The organism is Nocardioides astragali (genome assembly GCF_024436375.1).
GTDB lineage: Bacteria > Actinomycetota > Actinomycetes > Propionibacteriales > Nocardioidaceae > Nocardioides > Nocardioides astragali.
In genome coordinates this window covers 776,844-796,343 of the sequence record NZ_JAFMZM010000003.1, presented here as the reverse complement: position 1 = coordinate 796,343, position 19,500 = coordinate 776,844, and the positions used below count along the sequence as shown (strand labels likewise).

18 protein-coding genes are annotated in these 19,500 nt (G+C 72.2%); 12 read left to right on the top strand and 6 right to left on the bottom strand.

The window, feature by feature from the left end; genetic code table 11:
• Positions 1–43 precede the first annotated feature (43 nt).
• On the bottom strand, positions 44–1,273 hold the full coding sequence (locus J3P44_RS12985; RefSeq protein WP_255890815.1) for a 4-alpha-glucanotransferase: 1,230 nt from the start codon (positions 1,271–1,273) through the stop codon (positions 44–46).
• A gap of 68 nt (positions 1,274–1,341) precedes the next feature.
• Between J3P44_RS12985 and J3P44_RS12980 the strand changes: the two genes are divergently transcribed.
• The 7 genes from J3P44_RS12980 (at position 1,342) to J3P44_RS12950 (ending at position 7,517) form a co-directional block, all read left to right on the top strand.
• Entirely contained in the window at positions 1,342–1,911 is a 570-nt protein-coding gene (locus J3P44_RS12980; RefSeq protein WP_255890814.1) for a DnaJ family domain-containing protein, read from the top strand.
• Positions 1,912–1,967: 56 nt separating this feature from the next.
• Entirely contained in the window at positions 1,968–3,572 is a 1,605-nt protein-coding gene (locus tag J3P44_RS12975; RefSeq protein ID WP_255890813.1) for a helix-turn-helix transcriptional regulator, read from the top strand.
• A 123-nt stretch (positions 3,573–3,695) separates the two neighbouring features.
• Positions 3,696–4,793 (top strand): class I SAM-dependent methyltransferase, encoded by a 1,098-nt coding sequence (locus J3P44_RS12970; RefSeq protein WP_255890812.1) that lies wholly within the window; start codon positions 3,696–3,698, stop codon positions 4,791–4,793.
• An 87-nt stretch (positions 4,794–4,880) separates the two neighbouring features.
• A complete protein-coding gene (locus J3P44_RS12965; protein ID WP_255890811.1) occupies positions 4,881–5,237 on the top strand; it encodes a hypothetical protein in 357 nt (118 codons plus the stop codon).
• Between the two features lie 48 nt (positions 5,238–5,285).
• Entirely contained in the window at positions 5,286–6,380 is a 1,095-nt protein-coding gene (locus tag J3P44_RS12960; protein WP_255890810.1) for an HpcH/HpaI aldolase/citrate lyase family protein, read from the top strand.
• Entirely contained in the window at positions 6,377–7,273 is an 897-nt protein-coding gene (locus tag J3P44_RS12955) for an HpcH/HpaI aldolase/citrate lyase family protein (protein WP_255890809.1), read from the top strand. The genes J3P44_RS12960 and J3P44_RS12955 overlap by 4 nt, the downstream gene beginning before the upstream one ends.
• 100 nt (positions 7,274–7,373) lie before the next feature.
• Positions 7,374–7,517, top strand: a complete 144-nt coding sequence (locus J3P44_RS12950; protein ID WP_255890808.1) for a hypothetical protein — start codon at positions 7,374–7,376, stop codon at positions 7,515–7,517.
• A 92-nt stretch (positions 7,518–7,609) separates the two neighbouring features.
• Here the strand turns inward: J3P44_RS12950 and J3P44_RS12945 are convergent, their stop codons facing one another.
• Complete coding sequence (locus J3P44_RS12945; protein ID WP_255890807.1) at positions 7,610–8,638, bottom strand: M48 family metallopeptidase; 1,029 nt, start codon at positions 8,636–8,638, stop codon at positions 7,610–7,612.
• 71 nt (positions 8,639–8,709) lie between these two features.
• Between J3P44_RS12945 and J3P44_RS12940 the strand changes: the two genes are divergently transcribed.
• Positions 8,710–9,978, top strand: a complete 1,269-nt coding sequence (locus J3P44_RS12940) for a phosphotransferase family protein (protein ID WP_255890806.1) — start codon at positions 8,710–8,712, stop codon at positions 9,976–9,978.
• 164 nt (positions 9,979–10,142) lie between these two features.
• Here the strand turns inward: J3P44_RS12940 and J3P44_RS12935 are convergent, their stop codons facing one another.
• Genes J3P44_RS12935 through hutH form a run of 3 tightly spaced genes read right to left on the bottom strand, consistent with a single transcriptional unit; the run spans position 10,143 to position 14,025 of the window.
• The gene (locus J3P44_RS12935) at positions 10,143–10,721 is read right to left on the bottom strand and encodes a DinB family protein (protein ID WP_255890805.1); all 579 of its coding nucleotides are present in this window, start codon (positions 10,719–10,721) and stop codon (positions 10,143–10,145) included.
• Between the two features lie 41 nt (positions 10,722–10,762).
• Entirely contained in the window at positions 10,763–12,481 is a 1,719-nt protein-coding gene (hutU, locus tag J3P44_RS12930; protein ID WP_255890804.1) for a urocanate hydratase, read from the bottom strand.
• Positions 12,478–14,025 (bottom strand): histidine ammonia-lyase, encoded by a 1,548-nt coding sequence (hutH, locus tag J3P44_RS12925; RefSeq protein WP_255890803.1) that lies wholly within the window; start codon positions 14,023–14,025, stop codon positions 12,478–12,480. The genes hutU and hutH overlap by 4 nt, the downstream gene beginning before the upstream one ends.
• 180 nt (positions 14,026–14,205) lie before the next feature.
• Here hutH and J3P44_RS12920 point away from each other — a divergent pair, with 180 nt between their 5' ends.
• From J3P44_RS12920 to J3P44_RS12910, 3 genes are all read left to right on the top strand, one after another.
• Positions 14,206–14,646: a hypothetical protein gene (locus tag J3P44_RS12920; RefSeq protein WP_255890802.1), complete on the top strand. Its 441-nt coding sequence runs from the start codon at positions 14,206–14,208 to the stop codon at positions 14,644–14,646.
• Between the two features lie 113 nt (positions 14,647–14,759).
• A complete protein-coding gene (locus tag J3P44_RS12915; RefSeq protein ID WP_255890801.1) occupies positions 14,760–15,422 on the top strand; it encodes a hypothetical protein in 663 nt (220 codons plus the stop codon).
• Positions 15,423–15,490: 68 nt separating this feature from the next.
• Entirely contained in the window at positions 15,491–16,264 is a 774-nt protein-coding gene (locus J3P44_RS12910; protein WP_255890800.1) for an IclR family transcriptional regulator, read from the top strand.
• On the opposite strand, the gene J3P44_RS12905 is transcribed toward J3P44_RS12910, so the two are convergent.
• Entirely contained in the window at positions 16,230–16,757 is a 528-nt protein-coding gene (locus J3P44_RS12905) for a class F sortase (RefSeq protein WP_255890799.1), read from the bottom strand. The genes J3P44_RS12910 and J3P44_RS12905 overlap by 35 nt on opposite strands.
• Before the next feature lie 187 nt (positions 16,758–16,944).
• Here J3P44_RS12905 and J3P44_RS12900 point away from each other — a divergent pair, with 187 nt between their 5' ends.
• Positions 16,945–19,497, top strand: coding sequence for a hypothetical protein (locus J3P44_RS12900; protein ID WP_255890798.1), 2,553 nt, complete (start codon positions 16,945–16,947; stop codon positions 19,495–19,497).
• Positions 19,498–19,500 lie beyond the last annotated feature (3 nt).

Below are 19,500 nucleotides of genomic sequence, written 5' to 3'. Positions count from 1 at the left end.
CATCGGGATCCACCCCTGCCTGACCCCGGACGGTCCCCGGGGGTCACTCGGTGCGACCGGACTCCTCGGTCACCGCGCGCAACCGGGCGGCGAGGTCTGCCGTGAGCATCCCGGGACCGAGTCGCCACGACCACGTGGCGGCGGTGCCAGGCGTGTTCATCCGCGCCTCCGAGCCCAGGGACAACAGGTCCTGCGCCTGCGCCATGGCCAGCCTGCACGGGGCCGCGTGCGCGAGCCGGATCATCGACCACGCCGGATCGCCCTCGTCGATGCCGGCCGCCCGCCAGGCGCGCTCCGCCTCCCGTCGTCGCCGCACCGGCAGGGTGGACCACCAGCCGACGACGGTGTCGTTGTCATGGGTGCCGGTGTAGACGACCTGGTCGTAGCGGAGGTTCTCGGGCTCGTGGGACCGGTCCTCGCCGTCGGGGTCGAAGGCGAACTGCAGCACGGCCATCCCGGGAAACCCCAGAGCGGTACGCAGCTCGACGACCGACGCGTCGATGACCCCGAGGTCCTCCGCCAGCACCGGCAGCGGGCCCAGCACCGCCGTCGCCGCGTCGAAGACTGCCCGTCCGGGGCCCGGCTCCCAGGTGCCGTGCTCGGCAGTCGGGTGCCCGGCCGGGACGGCCCAGAAGGCCGCGAAACCGCGGAAGTGGTCCATCCGGACGAGGTCGTAGAGCGACAGGCTGCGGCGCAGTCGCTCCACCCACCAGCGATATCCGTCGGCTGCCATGGCGTCCCAGTCGTAGAGCGGGTTGCCCCACAGCTGGCCGGTGTCCGTGAAGGCGTCGGGAGGGACGCCTGCGACCGCGTCGTACCGGAACAGCTCGGGCCACGCCCTGGCGTCGGCACGGTCCGCAGCGACGTAGATCGGCACGTCACCGAGCAGCCGCACGCCGTGGTCGGCGGCGAAGGACCGCAGCGCACCCCACTCACGCTCGAAGCGCACCTGGTCGGCGAGGTCACCGCCCGCCGCAGTCCGGGACCCGGCCCAGTAGGCGTGCTGCTCGGCGTACGCCGACACCTCGTGCCCGCTGACCGGCGCGGCGTGGTCCTCGAGCAGGCCCGGCCAGGCGGCGAAGGCGGACGGGGACGCGTAGGGCGAGCCGTGCTCGTCGGGGACCGCCAGGGGGAGCACCTGCCAGACCGACTGGCCGGCCGCGGCCAGCCACCGCACGAAGTCGCGTGCCGGTTCGCCGAGGCGCCCGCCCGGGAGGGACGTGATGTGAAGCTGCACGCCAGCGGCTCGGTCGGGGATGGCGGCGATCTCCATCACCTCACTCTGTCACGCGCGCTGTCCTGCGAGCACCACCTAAAGTGGAGGGACCGGAGGTGATCCTGATGTCCGACCTCGAACCGTCCGCCGGCGACGCCGGCGCCGACCCTGCCCGCCGCCTGCCCGAGCGCGACGACCGCACCGGGCGATCGGCGGCTGCCGCACGCATCGCCCAGCAGGCCACCTGGGTGGACCTCCAGGTCCGCCAGGCGATGGAGCGCGGCGAGTTCGACGACCTGCCCGGGAAGGGCAAGCCGATCGCGGACCTCGGCGTCGAGCACGACCCGGACTGGTGGGTCAAGAAGCTCGTCGAGCGCGAGAACATCGCCCTCCTCCCGCCCGCTCTCGCGATCCGCAAGGAGGACGCCGAGCTCGACGCACGGCTCGACCGGATCAACGTCGAGTCGGAGGTGCGCCGCGAGGTCGCGGACTTCAACGCACGCGTCCGCAAGGCGATCTACACCCCGCCCGTCGGCCCGTCCGGTCCGCCGGTGATCACCCAGCAGCGCGACGTCGACGCGGAGGTCGCCGCGTGGCGGGAGCGGCGTACGGCCAGGATCGAGGCCCAGCGCGCGGCGCTCGCCGCCCGCAAGTCCGAGGAGGATCGGCCCCGCCGCTGGTGGCGCCGCCGCTGACAGCGCTGCTGAGTCGGGTCGTTGCCGCGACACCGCCGCGAGTCCACACTCGGAGGATGACCCCCGACCTGGTCACGGTGGGACGCGACGCCTTCGCGCGGCGTGACTGGCGCGCCGCGCACGACGCGCTCGCCGGCTGCCGCCCGGAGCTCACCACGGCCGATCTCGAGCTGCTCGCGGAGGCGGCGTGGTGGATGGGTGACTCGCCCAGGTCGATGGCCGTCTCCGAGGAGGTCTACCAGCGACTGGTGGCCCAGGGGGCGGAGCAGCAGGCCGCGGACCGGGCGCTGCGGCTGGCGATGGAGTGGTTCACGCGCGGGGACGTCCAGGTCGGCACCGCGTGGCTGGCCCGCGCACGCAGGTTGCTCCAGGGCCTGCCTCGCTCGGTCGAGCACGGCTGCCTCGCCTACATCGACGCAGCGGCGGACATGGACATGTCGGGCGACCCCGAGGTGGCGGACGTCGCCGCCCACGAGGTCGAGGCGCTCGCCCACGAGTTCGGCGACCCCATGCTCGCCAGCTTCGCCCTGGCCCTGCGCGGCCTGGCCGCCGTTCGCCGCGGCCGCACCGCGGAGGGGTTCGCCGACCTCGACGAGGCGATGCTCCCGGTGCTCGCCGGCCACGTCGATCCGCTGTGGTCCGGCGACCTCTACTGCACCGTGGTGCACCTGTGCGACGAGCTCGGCGACCTGGCCCGGATGCGCGCCTGGACCGCCGCGATGGCCCGCTGGAGCGGCCCTCGTGGGCGCACGTTCATGTTCGCCAACGTCACCCGCATCCACGAGCTCCAGCTGGTGGCGGCGGAGGGCGACTGGGAGGCGGTCGAGCGCGAGCTCGGCGACCGCAGCGCCGACCTGGTCGGCGCGCACGGCTGGCTGGCCGGCGAGGGCTACTACACGCTCGGTGAGGTACGCCGCCTGCGCGGCGACGCCGACGGCGCGCGGTCGGCGTACGAGCTGGCCCGCACGCTCAACCACGCCGCCCTCCCGGGAGCGGCCCTGCTGCTGCGCACGGAGGGCCGGACCGCCGACGCGCTCGCCGCCTTGAGGGTCGGGCTCGCCGACGCCACCCGGCTCGGCCGCGCCCAGATGCTGTTGCCGACGGTCGAGATCGCGCTCGCCCAGGGCGAGGCGGCGTACGCCGAGTCGCTGACCGCGGAGCTGGAGGAGACGGCCGCCTGGTTCGGCACCCCCGGGCTCACCGCGCGGGCCGCCCAGGCTCGGGCGGCCGTGCACCTCGCCGCCGGGCGCCCGCTGGAGGCCATGCCTCTGCTGGAGCGGGCCGCGCAGGTCTACCGCGAGCAGCGCCACCGCTACGCGTCGGCCACCGTCCACGAGGCCCTGGCCGCGGCCCACCTCGCCGCCGGGGACCCCGAGCGCGCGCTCGCCGCCAACGCCACCGCACTGGCCATCCACACCCGGCTCGGAGCGGTCCCGGACATCGCCCGGCTCACGGCAAGGACCACGCTGCCCGGCGGGCTCACCGAGCGCGAGGCCGAGGTGCTGGCCCAGGTCGCCTCCGGCGCGACCAACCGCGAGGTCGCCGCCGCCCTGGTGATCAGCGAGAAGACGGTGGGCCGCCACCTCGCCAACATCTTCGCCAAGCTCGGAGTCGGGTCGCGCACGGCTGCAGCGGCGTGGGCACGCGACCACGGCGTCTGACCTCCGGAGACGTGGTGCGAACGCCTCACGTGGGCGCTCGGGGATGGGGTGTTCGCCCGACGCGCCGGGACGGTCTGCGGTCCTAGCGTCGGAAGCACCATCGACCACGCCCAGGAGGACGTCATGACCGCCATCGAGAGTGCACAGACCACCGATGCCACCGCACCCGCCCCGGACGCCGATCCGGAAGCCGTGCTCGCCCGGGTGCTCCAGATCGCCAACGACGGCGCGATCTGCACACTGGGCAGCCTCGGGCACGAGCTCGGCCTCTTCGACACGCTCGCCGGACTGCCACCCGTCACCTCTGCCCAGCTCGCCGACGCCGCCGGATTCCAGGAACGGTGGGTCCGTGAATGGCTGGGCGGCATGGTGACCGCCGGCTTCGTGGAGTACGTCCCCGCAGACCGCACCTACTACCTGTGCCCCGACCACGCGCCGTTCCTCACGGGCAGGACCCCGGACAACCTGGCCCGGATGATGCGTTACAACGCGCTCTGGGGGCAGGTGCAGCCCAAGGTGGTGCGTGCCTTCCGGGAGGGCGGCGGGCTCACCTACGACGACTACCCGGGCTTCCACGCCATCCAGGCCGAGGAGAGCGCCTCGGTGAACGACTCCTCCCTCGTCTCCACGATCATGCCGGTGGCCGGGGTCGAGGACCGGTTGCGCGCGGGCATCGACGTCGCCGACGTGGGGTGCGGAGAGGGCCACGCGATCAACCTGCTTGCCCGGGCCTACCCGGCGAGTCGCTTCTGGGGCTTCGACTTCTCCCCCGACGCCATCGCCATCGCCCGGGCCGAGGCCGAGGAGTGGGGACTCACCAACGCCACTTTCGTCGTGTGTGACGTCGCGTCGCCGATCGCCGAGCCCGCTTCGTACGACCTGGTGACCGCGTTCGACACCATCCATGACCAGGCCCACCCGGCGACTGTGCTGGCCAATGCCCGCGAGGCCCTGCGTCCCGACGGGACGTTCCTCGTCGTGGACATCAAGTCCTCGAGCAACCTTGAGGAGAACCTCGATCTTCCGTGGGCGAGCTTCCTCTACGCGACCTCGCTCTTCCACTGCATGGCCGTCTCGCTCGGCCAGGGAGGTGAGGGGCTCGGCACGGTCTGGGGGGTGCAGACAGCGGAGCGGATGCTGCACGACGCGGGGTTCTCCGACGTCGTCGTCCACGACCTCGAGGAGGACCCGTTCAACGCCTACTTCGTCGCCCGCCCGTGACCAGTTCCCTCGAATGGGCGATGACCTCGAGAGGGGCCCGTGCCTAGCGTGGTCGGGACTGGCCGTCGGAGATACGAGGTGAACCAGATGTCCGAATCAGCACTGTTCGTCGGGTGGGGCCAACCGGTCCGCGGGCGTGAGAAGCGCTCCCTCGACGTGTTCAACGACGCCGCGACCTACTACGGCGAGCGCGTGGCGGACGGATCGATCGACAGCTTCGAGCCCGTCCTGCTCAATCCCCACGGGGGTGACCTCCAAGGGTTCTTCCTGATCAAGGGATCGGTCCAGGGCATCGCCACGATGACGGCCAGCGAGGAGTTCCAGCGGCTCCACCTGCGCGCTGGGATGATCGTGGAGAACCTCGGCATCATCGAGGCGTGGGTGGATGACGCGGTGCTCACCCAGCTCGGCTACTTCAGCGACGCAGCGGGGGAGTTCGGCTGAGACCTGCGCCATACCCGCCGGCGGCCGGGCGGCGGTAGGTTCCGCCCCATGACACGAACCGCGAAGGACTTCTTCGCCCCGCTCGCCGTCGGAGCCCCCGCGCCGCTCCGCGAGATCCCGGCCCGGCCGAGCCGCGCGATCCACTTCTTCGACCCCGGCAACGAGAAGATGGCCGCCAAGGTGCCCGACATGGTCGGCACCGTGGACGTGCTCCTCGGCAACCTCGAGGACGCGGTCAAGGCGGAGAACAAGGAGAAGTCCCGACAGGGCCTGGTCGACATCGGCCGGGCCACTGACTTCGGGCCGACGCAGTTCTGGACCCGGATCAACTCCCTCGACAGCCCGTGGGTGCTCGACGACCTCACCACGCTGGTCCCCGAGATCGGCGACAAGCTCGACGTCATCATGGTGCCCAAGGTGCAGGGCGCCGAGGACATCCACTACGTCGACCGGCTGCTCGCCCAGCTCGAGGCCAAGGCGGGCCTCACCCGGCCGATCCTGGTCCACGCGATCCTCGAGACCGCGCGCGGCGTGGCCAACATCGAGGAGATCTGCGCGGCCAGCCCCCGCATGCAGGGCCTCTCACTCGGCCCCGCCGACCTCGCCGCGGACCGCCGGATGAAGACCACTCGCGTCGGCGGCGGCCACCCCGGCTACCTCGTGCGGCAGGACGCCCCGAAGGTCGGCGGCGAGACGCAGTACGACGCCGAGCGGACGTCGTACCAGCAGGACCTGTGGCACTACACGATCGCCCGGATGGTCGACGCGTGCGCGATGCACGGCATCTATCCCTACTACGGGCCGTTCGGGGACATCTTGGACACGGTCGCCTGCGAGGACCAGTTCCGCAACGCCTTCCTCCTCGGCTGCGTCGGCGCCTGGAGCCTGCACCCCGTGCAGATCACGATCGCCAACAAGGTCTTCTCCCCCAGCGTGGAGGACGTCACCCACGCCCGCCGGGTGATCACCGCGATGGGCGACGGCACCGGCGCGGTGATGATCGACGGGAAGATGGAGGACGACGCCTCCGTCAAGCAGTGCCAGGTGATGGTCGCGCTGGCCGAGGAGCTGGCCGCCATCGACCCGGAGCTGAAGAAGCAGTACGCCGCCATCCCCGACCAGGTCGAGGTGCACCAGTCATGAGCGACTTCACCCCCCTCCGCTCCGTCCTCTACATGCCCAGCTCCAACGAGCGGGCGTTGGAGAAGGCCAAGGCCATCGCGTGCGACGGGCTGATCCTCGACCTCGAGGACGCGGTCGCCCCCGACGCCAAGCCGGCTGCTCGCGAGGCGGCCGCGGCCTCGGCCGGCAGCGGCGACTACGGCCGGCGTACGGTCACCATCCGCGTCAACGGGATCGGCACCCAGTGGCACGACGACGACATCGTCGCGGCCAGCCAGGCCGGCCCTGCCGCGATCGTCGTCCCGAAGGTCGGCAGCGCCGCCGAGGTGCAGCAGCTCGTCGCGGCGATGGAGAAGGCCGGCGCCCCCGACCACACGCGGCTCTGGGCCATGGTGGAGACCCCCGGCGCCATCCTCGACGCGCTGGCCATCGCAAGCGCGTCGGAGCGCCTCGGCGCGTTCGTCCTCGGCACCAACGACCTCGTCAAGGAGCTGTACGCCGAGCACGTCCCCGGGCGGGGGCCGATCCTGCCGAGCCTCCACACCGCGCTCCTGGCCGGTCGCGCGGCCGGCATCGCCGTCATCGACGGTGTCTACAACGACGTCAAGGACCTCGACGGTTTCCTCGCCGAGTGCGAGCAGGGCCGCCAGATGGGCTTCGACGGCAAGACCCTGATCCACCCGGGCCAGGTCGAGGGCGCCAACGCCGCCTTCGCCCCGAGCGAGCAGGCGGTCGAGGACGCCCGCGGGCTCATCGCTGCCTGGGAGGAAGGACAGGGAGCCGGGGTGGTCACCTACAACGGGAAGATGGTGGAGAACCTCCACGTCGAGTCGGCCCGCCGCACCCTCGCCATCGACGAGGCGATCCGGGCGCTCTCCCCCACCGACTGGCGCCTCACCCCAACGGGGGATTGACGCCTCACCCCTTCGGGCGCGAGCGACTTTCCATTTGGTGCACGCCCCGGCAGAGTGGAACGGCCGCCCACAACGGGCGCTTCACAAGGAGGCAAAAATCATGATTGTCCTCGGACTGATCCTGCTCATCCTCGGGCTCGTTCTCGCGGAGAGCATCCTGACCACCATCGGCATCATCCTGCTCGTGGTGGGCCTCGTGCTCAACTTCGTCCCGATCGGTGGCTCCGCCCGCCGGGTCTGGTAGCGGCACCACCACCACTGCTTACTGCTCGACGGGCCCCGGACACGGCACACGTGTCCGGGGCCCGAGCACGTCCGGGCCACTAGGGTCGAGGCTCAGGCGCTCTCGCTGCCGCGGCGGAACCGGTCGTTGATCCACGTGCTGGCCGAACCCATCCAGCCCGCGAGGTCGTGCACGAGCCGACCGAGCGTGTCCTGCGTCTGCTCGAAGGCCACGGAGTAGCTCGCCGCAGCCTCCTGGGCGGCCGCGCTCACCGAGGCACCGTCGTCGTCCGCGCGACGCGGGTAGCTGCCGCCGAGGATGGCGGTGTAGGCCCCGGAGTCGATCCAGCGCCGCAGCTCCGTCGCCCGAACGACCGCGAAGGGATGGCTCTGCTGCTGGAGCAGCGAGAGCTTGATGAGCGACTCGCGCACGTCGCCGCCTTCGTCGTACTCGGCCCCCTGCGACAGGAACGAGGTGACGTCGAGCTCCTCGAGCGTGCCGCCGCTGGCGAGCTTCATGTGCGTGCGCAGGGCCGCGGTCGGGTCCTGGCTGGCGAGCAGCCCGGCCCGGTCGGCAGACAGCTCGGCCTTGCGGGACCACTCGAGCAGGCCGACCGTGACCATCCGGATGCCGATGGCACCGCCAGGGATGGCGTTGAGCAGCCCGCCGAGGCCGAGCAGCCGCAGCAGGAGCGTGCGGTAGATCGCGTGCCCGCTCACGGCGTGGCCGAGCTCGTGGCCGATGACGAAGCGCAGCTCGTCGTCGTCGAGGTGGTGGACCAACCCGGAGGTCAACACGATGATCGGCTTGTCCATCCCGATCGTCTGCGCGCCCAGCATCGGGTCGGCCTGGACGTACATCTCCGGCAGGTCGGTCGCGTCGAGGCTGCGACCTACCTCGGCCAGCAGCCGGTGCAGCCGCGCGAACTGTCGCTCGTCGACCCGCACCGCGGAGCCGAGCAGGGTCAGTCGCCACGCCCGCTCGCGAAAGACGCCCGACATCGTCTTGAGCAGCACGTCGAAGCCCTTGAGCTTGCGGAGCGCGACCAGTGCACCCTTGTCCGCCGGGTGCTCCCATGCCCGCGAGCTGATGTCGGTCAGTACGACGCGCGAGCGCGCCGGCTTCTTCTCCCCCGATGCCATGGAGGGATCCTGACGTACGCGGCAGAGATTGTCATGCGTTCCAGGAGGCACGCTCGTGCCATGATCCGCCGGTGACCGGCCACCCACGCAACATTCACGTCGCACTCACCGACGGCGACCGCGTGTGGGTGGACGATGACGGACGGCTCCCGGCCTTCGAGCAGGGCCAGTGGGGTGGCGCTGCGACGGCGACGGCTGGCGCCAGCCGCTTCCTCACCGACGCCGTGCACCTCGCGCCGGTGGTCGTACTCGACGAAACCAACCGCCTGCACGTCGTCGGTGCGCGTGGCGGTGCGCCGTCGCGCGGGCGCTGGGCGCACACGGACGACCTCCCCGAGGACGTGCGCACCCAGGTCGTGCGATCGGTTCGCGAGCACTGGGGTACGCCGCCCGCGCGCCGTCCCGACTGGTACCGCCCGGGGTGGCACGACGAGGTCGAGGCATGGATCGACACAGTGCTCGCGGACACCGGCCGTTCACGAACCGGTCCGCTCCGCACCCACCGCGTCTGGAGCATCTCGGCGGTCCACGTCGTCCCGACCGACCGTGGGCCGGTGTGGTTCAAGGCCAGCTGCGAGCACTTCTCCGCGGAGGCGGCCATCGTCGAGACCGTCGCGCGCCACGTGCCCGACCTGGTGCCCGAGGTGGTCGGCGTCGAGCGTGACCGCGGCTGGCTCCTCACCGAGCCGCTGCCGGGGGTCGACACCGCCGGGGCACCGGCCGAGGCCGCGACCGCCCTGGCTCCACTGTGGGCCGCGGCTCAGATCTCGTCACTGGACTGGATCGACGAGCTCCGCAGGGCCGGTGCTCCTGACCGAGGACTGGAGACGACCCTGACGGCGTGGCGCGAGGCGCTGACGACCAGCCCGGAGCTCGACGCGCTGACCGCGGATGAGCAGGCGGCGCTCAGCGAGGCGATCCCGGTCGTCGAGGCGCGCGTGCGGGAGCTCTGGGCCTGCGGCTTCCCCGACACCCTGGCCCACGGCGACCTGCATGCGGGCAACGTGGCCTTCGACGGCGCGGGCGTGCGGGTCTTCGACTGGAGCGACGGGTGCCTCACCCACCCGTTCCTCGACGGCACCCACCTCGCCCACTGGATCGCCCAGGAAGAAGGGGCAGAAGTGGGAGACCGGGTGCACACCGTCCTGCTCCCGTGGCGAGACGCCTTCCCCGGCGCCGACTTCGACCGCGCCGTCGAGCTCGCCCCACTGGCCGACCTGGTGTTCCAGACCGTGACGTTCGATGCGCTGACCCGGGGGATCGAGGCGGGGACCGGCGACTTCGACGGTGTCGTGGTCATGCTCACCCGCAAGGTGATCGAGTCGGTGATCGCTCAGTGATCCGACCGCCCGTGGACCTCAGCCACACGCAATCCCCGAGGGCCCGATGCCCGCAGGTCGGGCCATCAGGCGCGGCGTGTCGCGAGTGGCGTACGGCGTGTCGCCGGTGCGGCGGCCGCGTTCGGGCCCCGCGCGAAGGGCTCGTCACCTGGCGGTGACCGTGGTCATCCGGCCGCTCGGGCCGCCGCCTCGATCTGCTCGCGCCGGTCCGCCCAGAACGCGGCGTCGTGCCCGTCCGCGGCCATCGCCTCCGCATCGGTCCCCACCGCCCCGTCGACCTCCTCACGCAGGATGTCGGCGTGACCCGCGTGCCGGCTCGTCTCGGCGAGAAGGTGGACGAGGACGTTGAACAGCGGTACCTCGGCATCGCCCCACCACTCGACGCGCCCGGTGGCGTCGAGGTCCAGCGCCTGCAGGGTCGCGTCGCCGTGCGCCCACACCCGGCGGTAACGGTCGACGACGTCGGCGCGCGACTCGTCCTCAGCGACCCACATGTCGGCAAGCCGGTCGGCCTCGATGTCCCACCGGGGCAGCGGCTCGGGGAACGGACGACCGAAGACCTCGCCGAGGTAGCGCGCCTCCCAGGTCGCCAGGTGTTTGACCAGCCCGAGCAGGTTGGTGCCGGTGACAGTCAGCGGGCGCCGTACGTCGTACTCCGACAGGCCGTCCAGCTTCGCAACTACGGCCTCGCGCTCGTGCTTCAGGTAGTTGTGGAGGTTGGCCTTGGCGGCGTCGGCGTCCATGGGCAGCACCCTGCCACCGACGTCGCGGCGAACCGGGGACCTCAGCCACGCATCGGGATGCTGACCCCGCGCTCCTCGGCGACCTCGATCGCGCGGTCGTACCCCGCGTCGACGTGGCGGATGACGCCCATGCCCGGGTCGTTGGTCAGCACGCGCTGGAGCTTCTCGCCGGCGAGCTCGGTGCCGTCGGCCACGGTGACCTGTCCGGCGTGGAGCGAGCGACCGATCCCGACGCCGCCTCCGTGGTGGAAGGAGACCCAGGTGGCGCCGGACGCGGTGTTGACCAGGGCGTTGAGGATCGCCCAGTCGGCGATCGCGTCCGAGCCGTCGAGCATCGCCTCGGTCTCGCGGTAGGGCGAGGCGACGGAGCCGCAGTCGAGGTGGTCGCGGCCGATGACGATCGGCGCCTTCAGCTCACCGCTGGCCACCATCTCGTTGAACTTCGCGCCCGCCTTGGCGCGGTCGCCGTAGCCCAGCCAGCAGATCCGGGCAGGCAGTCCCTGGAACTGCACGCGCTCGGAGGCCATGTCGAGCCACTTGTGCAGGCGGGCGTACTCCGGCTTCTCGTCGGCCGGGAACAGCTCCTTGATCGCGCGGTCGGTGGCGTGGATGTCGGCCGGGTCGCCGGACAGGGCTGCCCAGCGGAACGGGCCCTTGCCCTCGCAGAACAACGGCCGGATGTAGGCCGGCACGAAGCCGGGGAACTCGAACGCCCGGTCGTAGCCGCCCTTGCGGGCCTCGTCGCGGATCGAGTTGCCGTAGTCGAAGACCTCGGCACCGGCGTCCTGGAACTCCACCATCGCGCGGACGTGGCGGGCCATGGACTCCTGGCTGCGCTTGGTGAAGCCGCGGGGGTCCTCGGTGCGCTCACGCTCCCAGTCGTCGTACGACGTGCCGGAGGGCAGGTAGAACAGCGGGTCGTGCGCGGACGTCTGGTCGGTGACGATGTCGACGAGGGGGCCTGCCCCTTCCTCATCGCCCCGCCCGACCCGGTCGAGGTGCCGCTCGAGCAGCTCGGGCAGCAGGTCGGCGGCGTTGCCGAGCACGCCGATCGACAGGGCGCGACGCGCGTCGCGTGCCTCCAGGGCCAGCTCGACCGCGTGGTCGAGGTCGCGCGCCTGCACGTCGAGGTAGCGGGTCTCCAGCCGCCGGTCGATGCGGTGCTGGTCGCACTCGATGCAGATCGCGACGCCCTCGTTCATGGTCACCGCGAGGGGCTGGGCGCCGCCCATGCCACCGAGGCCGGCGGTGACGGTGATGGTGCCGGCGAGCGTCCCGTCGAAGCGCAGGTCGGCGATCGCCGCGAACGTCTCGAAGGTGCCTTGGAGGATGCCCTGGGTGCCGATGTAGATCCACGAGCCGGCCGTCATCTGGCCGTACATCGTCAGCCCGAGGTCCTCGAGCCTGCGGAACTCCTCCCAGTTGGCCCAGTCGCCGACGAGGTTGGAGTTGGCGATGAGCACCCGGGGTGCCCACTCGTGGGTCCGCATCACGCCGACCGGCTTGCCGGACTGCACGAGCAGCGTCTCGTCGTCCTCCAGGTCGCGCAGGGAGCGGAGGATGGCGTCGTACGCCTCCCAGCTGCGGGCCGCCTTGCCGGTGCCGCCGTAGACCACCAGGTCCTCGGGGCGCTCGGCGTTGTCCGGGTCGAGGTTGTTCATCAGCATCCGCAGCGGCGCCTCGGTCTGCCACGACTTCGCGGTCAGCTCGGTGCCGTGGGGCGCGTGGATGGGCAGGCGGGAGTTGGGCGAGGCGGTCACTTCAGTTCTCCGATCGCGGATTCGGCGGCGGCGAGCACCGCGCCGGACTGGACGAGGTCGACGGCGGTCTCGATCTCGGGCGAGAGGTGGCGGTCGGGACCTGGGCCCTCGATGCCGGACTCGCGCAGCAGCGCGACGACCGCAGCCGTGGCGGGCGACGGCGTCAGCGGGGATCGCAGGTCGAGGGCGCGGGCAGCGGTGAGGACCTCGACGGCCACGACGCGGGAGAGCCCGTCGACGCTTCGGCGCAGCTTGCGCGCGGCGTTCCAGCCCATCGACACGTGGTCCTCCTGCATGGCGCTGGAGGGGATCGAGTCGACCGATGCCGGGACGGCCAGCCGCTTGAGCTCCGAGACGATCGAGGCCTGGGTGTACTGGGCGATCATGTGCCCGCTGTCGACACCCGGGTCGTCGGCGAGGAAGGGCGGCAGGCCGTGGTTGCGGGCCTTGTCGAGGAACCGGTCGGTGCGCCGCTCGCTGATCGAGGCCACGTCGGCGGCGACGATCGCGAGGAAGTCGAGGACGTAGCCGATCGGGGCCCCGTGGAAGTTGCCGTTGGACTCCACGGTGTCACCTAGCACGACCGGGTTGTCGATCGCGCTGGCCAGCTCGCGGCCCGCGACCGTGGCCGCGTGCTCGACGGTGTCGCGGGCGGCGCCGTGGACCTGCGGCGAGCAGCGCAGTGAGTAGGCGTCCTGCACGCGGTTGCAGTCGCCGGTGCGGTGGGACGCCACGACGGCCGACTCGGCCATCAAGGCGGTGAGGTTGGCCGCGGAGAGCGCCTGACCGGGGTGCGGGCGGATGGCCTGCAGCTCGGGGGCGAAGACCCGGTCGGTGCCGAGCTGGCCCTCGACGCTCATCGCTGCCGCGATGTCGGCGGTGCGCAGGAGCATCCGCAGGTCGGTGATGGCCATGACCAGCATGCCGAGCATGCCGTCGGTGCCGTTGATGAGGGCCAGGCCCTCCTTGGCGACGAGCTCCACGGGCGTGAGGCCTGCTGCCGCAAGGGCCTCGGCCGCAGGCATGAGGGTTCCGGCCGCGTCGCGGACCTCGCCCTCCCCCATCAACGCGAGGGCGCAGTGCGACAGAGGCGCCAGGTCGCCGGAGCAGCCGAGCGAGCCGTACTCCCGCACGACCGGGGTGATGCCGTGGGAGAGCAGGTCGGCCATCAGCTGCGCCGTCTCACGCCGTACGCCGGTGCGCCCGGTCGCGAGCGTCGAGAGGCGCAGCAGCATGAGGGCCCTCACCACCTCGCGCTCGACCTCGGGCCCGGAGCCGGCGGCGTGGGACCGGATGAGGGAACGCTGGAGCTGCGCGCGCATCTCGGTGGGGATGTGGCGCGTGGCGAGGGCACCGAAGCCGGTGCTGACGCCGTACGTCGGCGTCTCGGCCGCCGCCAGCGCCTCGATCACTCCGCGCGCACGGTCGATCGCGCCGAGCGCCTCACCGGTCAGCTCGACCCGAGCCCCGTGACGGGCGACGTGGATGAGGTCCTCGAACGACACGGGGCCGACGCCCACGTCGATGGCCTGGATGTTGTGCATGCGCTCATCAAACTCCCGGCCGCACCCCCGAACCACCCCGGTTCACCGGGTCAGCGTCTCGGATCCCAGACAGGCCACGGAAGGGAGCTCCTCGCCTCTTGGGGGGTGCACCACGGCCAACGCCTCAGGCACGGTGAGTTCGGGCGACCCACCCGAGGTCGCCGGAGCAGGAGGTTCGCCATGGAAGCCACCGAGTGGATCATCGTCCTGGTCGTCGTCCTGGTCGTGGCGGCGCTCGCCGCCTGGCTGGTGACCCAGCAGCGCAAGAAGAAGCAGCAGGAGCACGCCGAGCACCTCCGGCAGGAGGCCCACGAGCACGCCACCGAGATCCCCGAGACGCAGGTGCGTGCCCAGGAGGCGGAAGCGCAGGCAGAGCGCGCCCGGCTCGACGCGGAGCGTGCCGAGCAGCAGGCGCGCGAGGCCCAGGTCGCGGCCACCCAGCAGCAGGCGGTGCACGAGGACCGGCTGCGCACTGCCGACGAGGTGGACCCGAGGGTCGACACGACGTCTGACGACTACGCCCCGGGTGCCGGTGCGACCGACCAGCGCACCGTCCTCGACGCCGACGACCCCCACCGGACGGACCGGACCGACCGCCCAGGGGGGACGCACCGCGCCTGAGCCCTGCCACGTCCGGAGGCCTCCCGCCGGCACCAGACGCGCGTGGACACAGCGCTGCACATCGCCCCGCGCACTGACAGACTGGGATTCCCCTGTTCTCCGAGAGGTGCCCCGTGAACACCACCACCACGCTCATCGTCATCGCAGTCATCGTCTTGGTCGTGCTCGCCGTGGCGCTCGTCGTCATCCGCAGGAAGAACCAGGAGGCCAACATCGCGCGGGCCGAGCAGCTGCGGACCCAGGCCGCCACCCAGGCCCAGACCGCCCTGCCGCCGGTCCAGGAGCGGGCGGCGGAGGCCGAGGCGAAGGCCGAGGAGGCGCGCGTCGCCGCCGAGCGCGCCGCGGCGGAGGCCGAGGAGGCCCGCCTGAGCGCCGCGCGCGCCGAGGCCGAGCACGAGGCCCAGATCCGGGCCGCCGACCGGCTCGACCCCCGCGTCGACCACAAGTCCGACGACTACCAGCCCCAGGTCGCCGGCACGGTCGACCAGCAGCCGACGGCGCCCTCCGACGTGGATGTGACGCCTGAGGCGGCTCCGGCCGAGCAGGCCGAGCAGACCGAGCAGGCCGAGCACGCCGAGGCCGAGCAGGCCGAGGCTGAGAAGCAGGCCGAGCAGGCCGAGGAGCAGGCCGAGACGACCCCGCCGACCCAGGGCTCCGGCACCCCGCTCCTGCCCCGACGCACCCCCGGCGCCAACGACATGCCGGGCAAGCCCCTGGAGGCCGAGGGTGGCAGCGGCGGCTGGTTCACGCGCAAGGACCAGTCCGACAATGCCTGACGCGAGGGCCTGACGTGGGCCTGACGTGAGGGGCTGACGTGAGTGCCTGACGTGCCACGAGCTGCCTCGTGAGCCAGGTCCCTGCCGCCACCCGCGCCCTGCGGGTCCTGCGCTTCCTGGCCACGCAGGCGGATCCGGTCCCCCTCGACCGGATCATGCGTGCCTGCCACCTTCCGCGGAGCACGGCCTACCACCTGCTCAACACGATGATCGACGAGGGCTTCGTCGTGCACCTCCCCGACGAGCGCCGCTACGGCCTCGGCGTCGCGGCGTTCGAGGTGGGCAGTGGGTTCACGCGACAGGAGCCGCTCGCCCGGCTGGCTCGGCGACCGCTCGCCGAGCTCGTCGACCGGACCGGGCACGGCGCCCACCTCGCGGTGCTGCACGGTCGCGACGTGCTCTACGTCATCGAGGAGCGGGCGCCCGGCCGACCACCCCTCGTCACCGACGTCGGCGTACGGCTGCCGGCCCACCTGACCGCGTCGGGACGCGCCATCCTGGCCGCGCTGCCGGCCAGCCAGGTCCGCGCGCTCTACCCCGACCGCGATGCCTTCGTCGATCGCCACGGGAAGGGCCCGACGTCGCTGAGCGCGCTCCGGACCGTTCTCGCCGCGACGCGTCAGCGCGGGTACGCCACCGAGGACGGCGAGGTGACCCCCGGCCTGCAGAGCGTTGCCGCGGCGGTGCTCGACCACAACTCGCACCCGGTCGCCGGGGTCGCGGTGACATTCCCCAGCGACACGGCGGAGGACGTCACGTCGATCGCCGCCGCGGTCACGTCGACGGCGACCCGCCTGACCCGGCGCGTCAGCGGCGGGGCAGCAGCTTCGCGTGGACGATGATCCGGGTGCGGTAGACCCCGGTGAGGTTGTTGCGGTCCCCGCAGGTGACGAGCACCAGCCGGGGCTCTCCGCGGTCGGAGAACAGCCGTGCCACGTCCTCGCGTGACATCCCCGTCACCCGACGCACGCGTGTCACCTTGAAGCGGTTCTTGCCCACGATGACCAGGTTGCCCGGACGGAGGTTGCCGAGGTTGTCGAAGACTCCCGGCCCCTTCGACCACGTGTGGCCGGCCAGGACCGCGCTGCCCTGCTGGCCCGGGAGCACGCCGGCGCGCCAGCGGTAGACGTCACGGACGCTGCCGCCGATCGCCAGGTGACCGGAGCTGGTCACCCCGACGGCGATGATCCCCGCGTTGACCCCGATCGCCGGGATGGAGAGTCGCCCGAGGGCCGTGGCGCTCGTGCGCTCGGCGCTCCCCACCGGACGCGCACCGGCCGGTGCTGCCACCAGCACGGCAGCCAGCACCATCAGGACCGCACACCACCTACGCATTCCCCACACCCCTGCCAGCCCGAGTCCCTCGTTGCCGGAGACGCTACGCCCCACATCGAGCGATTCGGACGCTCTTCGGGGGGTCTTCGGCCAACCCTGACGAAGTCTGAGAACACCACCTCCGAAGGCTTGCCGCGTAGCCCGCGGTGGACGAATGTCGTTCAACCGGTGACGACAAGGAGCAGCCGTGACCCCGACCCCCCGCCCGGCGCAGCGCATCGTGGTCTCCCTGCTGGCCGCCGGCGGCCTGGTGGCCGGCGCACTGGTGATCGGCGGAGGGCTCTCCGCGACGCCCGACGGCCCCGCCTCGGCCGACCTGCGGTCCACCCACGACGCCCAGGCACGCCAGCGTGCGGAGGTCACCGAGGCCCTCCATCACGACAGCCACGGCCACGGCCACGAGCACGGCGACCCGACCACCAAGAACGCGATCAGCCGCAGTGGTGAGGCCGCGAGCGCGCCGGACCGTACGACGCCCCGGCAGCGCGCCGCGAGCCGCGTCCGCGTCGCGGCTCAGCGCACACAAAGGGAGCCACGCCTCACCGGCGTACCCCTGCGCAGCGTGCGTCGCCAGGTCCCTGAGAGCGTCTACGCGATGGCCGGCGGCTGCTACCGCCTCGGCGGGCGGGCGATCACCTTCCAGGCCACCGGCCTCGGCTCCTACCTGCTCTACGCCGCCGACCGGACGTTCCTCGCCGCGACCGACGGCGGCGCCACCTGGGCGACCGCCCCCTCACCATCGGCGGACTGGACCGTGCGCAAGGCCGGCGCCGGGCGCTTCACCTTCACCCTCGCCGACGGACGCGCGCTGCGGCGTACGACCTCCTCGTCCGACACCGGCTTCACGACCGGCAGCGCCGAGTCGTTCGCCCTGCGCCGGGCATCCGGCTGCACGGCCTTCCCCGAGGTCGAGACCAACGTGAGCGGACGCCCGTTCGGCGGCGTCTCGTCGTTCCAGGAGGTGCGCGGCTGGGTCGACCCGCACGTGCACGGACAGACCCACGAGTTCCTCGGCGGCCGGGTCATCTGCAGCCCGCCGTTCCACAGGTACGGCGCGCCCGCGGCGCTCGTCGACTGCCCCGACCACCAGGTCGCCGACGGCCGTGGTGCCCTGCTCGAGGACGCGCTGGCGGGCAACGCCCCCGGCACCGGCCACGACCCGGTCGGCTGGCCGACCTTCTCCTACTGGCCCGACCCGCACTCGCTGACGCACCAGCAGGTCTACTACAAGTGGCTCGAGCGGTCCTGGCGCGCGGGGCTGCGCATCCACACCAGCCTCCTCACCGAGAACCACATCCTCTGCACCGTCTACCCGCTGAAGAAGAACTCCTGCGACGACCGCGACGCGGTGCGGCTGCAGGCCGCCGGCATGCGAGCGATGCAGGACTACATCGACGCGCAGTACGGCGGCCCCGGCCGCGGCTGGTACCGCATCGTCACCGACCCGTTCCAGGCCCGCCGCGTGGTCAACCAGGGCAAGCTCGCGGTGGTCATGGGCATGGAGACCTCGGTGCCCCTCGGCTGCAACGTGCAGGTCGGGCGCCCCACCTGCACCGAGGCCCAGATGCTCGCCGAGCTCGCCGAGATGAAGAATCTCGGGGTGAGCCAGATGGAGCTCACGAACAAGTTCGACAACGCCTTCACCGGGGTCGCGGGTGACGCAGGGACCATCGGCCCGCTCACCAACAGCGCCAACTTCCTGAGCACGGGCTCGTTCCTGCGGATGAGGACCTGCCCCTCCAGCAACCCGCCCGGCACGGAGGACAGGCTGCAGTCGCCCAACCTCGGCGACCTGAGCGGCGGGCAGCAGCCGACGCCCGAGCAGGACGCCATCTTCGGGGCCATCTGGAAGCTCTTCGGCGACGTCGGGGTCCAGCCGGCTCCGCTCTACCCCGCGGGTCCGCACTGCAACGAGCGCGGGCTGAGCCCCCTCGGTCAGCGCCTGCTGTCGGCGATGATCGACCACAGGATGCTGTTCGACCCCGACCACATGAGCGTCGCGGGCCGCAACGCCGCGCTGGACTACCTGGAGCAGCAGCAGGCCGCCGGCCGAGCGGTCGGCGTGGTCTCGTCGCACTCGTGGTCGACCCCGGACGCCTATCCGCGGATCTACCGGCTCGGCGGCTTCGTCGCCCCCTACGCGGGCGACTCGACGGGCTTCGTGGACAAGTGGCGCGAGCACCTCGGCTGGACGGACCGCCGCTTCTACTTCGGCTTCGGGTTCGGCTCCGACATGAACGGCTTCGGCGCCCAGGGCGATCCGCGCGGCGCCGGCGCGGCCGACCCCGTGACGTACCCCTTCACCGGGCTGGGCGGCGTGACGATCAGCCGGCAGCGCAGCGGCGAGCGGGTCTACGACATCAACACCGACGGCGTCGCCCACTACGGCCTGTACGCCGACTGGGCGGAGGACGCCGAGCACGTGGCCGGCGCCGAGGGACCAGCGCTCGCGGCCGACCTGTCCCGCGGCGCGGAGGCCTACCTCCAGACCTGGGAGCGCGCGTGGGGCCTCGCGCCCGACTCGTGCCGCAACCCCGACCTGCGGAGGTCCGTCCGCGCCTTCACGCGGGCGGCCGACCCCGGCATCGGCGTCCGCGCGCTGATGCGGCGCGTCGGTCAGCCGTGGCAGCGGCTCGGCCGCGAGCTCACCTACTGCGCGAGGAAGCCCGGCAAGCAGCGCGTGCTGATGACGGTCGAGCTGTCGCGCGGCGGCAAGGTCATCGGCGTACGACGAGGATGAGGC

What these genes read in the sequence shown, in the direction of transcription:
- J3P44_RS12985 (WP_255890815.1), bottom strand. Translation starts at nt 1,273, where the DNA reads ATGGAGATCGCCGCCATCCCCGACCGAGCCGCTGGCGTGCAGCTTCAC.
- J3P44_RS12980 (WP_255890814.1), top strand. Translation starts at nt 1,342, where the DNA reads ATGTCCGACCTCGAACCGTCCGCCGGCGACGCCGGCGCCGACCCTGCC.
- J3P44_RS12975 (WP_255890813.1), top strand. Translation starts at nt 1,968, where the DNA reads ATGACCCCCGACCTGGTCACGGTGGGACGCGACGCCTTCGCGCGGCGT.
- J3P44_RS12970 (WP_255890812.1), top strand. Translation starts at nt 3,696, where the DNA reads ATGACCGCCATCGAGAGTGCACAGACCACCGATGCCACCGCACCCGCC.
- J3P44_RS12965 (WP_255890811.1), top strand. Translation starts at nt 4,881, where the DNA reads ATGTCCGAATCAGCACTGTTCGTCGGGTGGGGCCAACCGGTCCGCGGG.
- J3P44_RS12960 (WP_255890810.1), top strand. Translation starts at nt 5,286, where the DNA reads ATGACACGAACCGCGAAGGACTTCTTCGCCCCGCTCGCCGTCGGAGCC.
- J3P44_RS12955 (WP_255890809.1), top strand. Translation starts at nt 6,377, where the DNA reads ATGAGCGACTTCACCCCCCTCCGCTCCGTCCTCTACATGCCCAGCTCC.
- J3P44_RS12950 (WP_255890808.1), top strand. Translation starts at nt 7,374, where the DNA reads ATGATTGTCCTCGGACTGATCCTGCTCATCCTCGGGCTCGTTCTCGCG.
- J3P44_RS12945 (WP_255890807.1), bottom strand. Translation starts at nt 8,638, where the DNA reads ATGGCATCGGGGGAGAAGAAGCCGGCGCGCTCGCGCGTCGTACTGACC.
- J3P44_RS12935 (WP_255890805.1), bottom strand. Translation starts at nt 10,721, where the DNA reads ATGGACGCCGACGCCGCCAAGGCCAACCTCCACAACTACCTGAAGCAC.
- hutH (WP_255890803.1), bottom strand. Translation starts at nt 14,025, where the DNA reads ATGCACAACATCCAGGCCATCGACGTGGGCGTCGGCCCCGTGTCGTTC.
- J3P44_RS12920 (WP_255890802.1), top strand. Translation starts at nt 14,206, where the DNA reads ATGGAAGCCACCGAGTGGATCATCGTCCTGGTCGTCGTCCTGGTCGTG.
- J3P44_RS12905 (WP_255890799.1), bottom strand. Translation starts at nt 16,757, where the DNA reads ATGCGTAGGTGGTGTGCGGTCCTGATGGTGCTGGCTGCCGTGCTGGTG.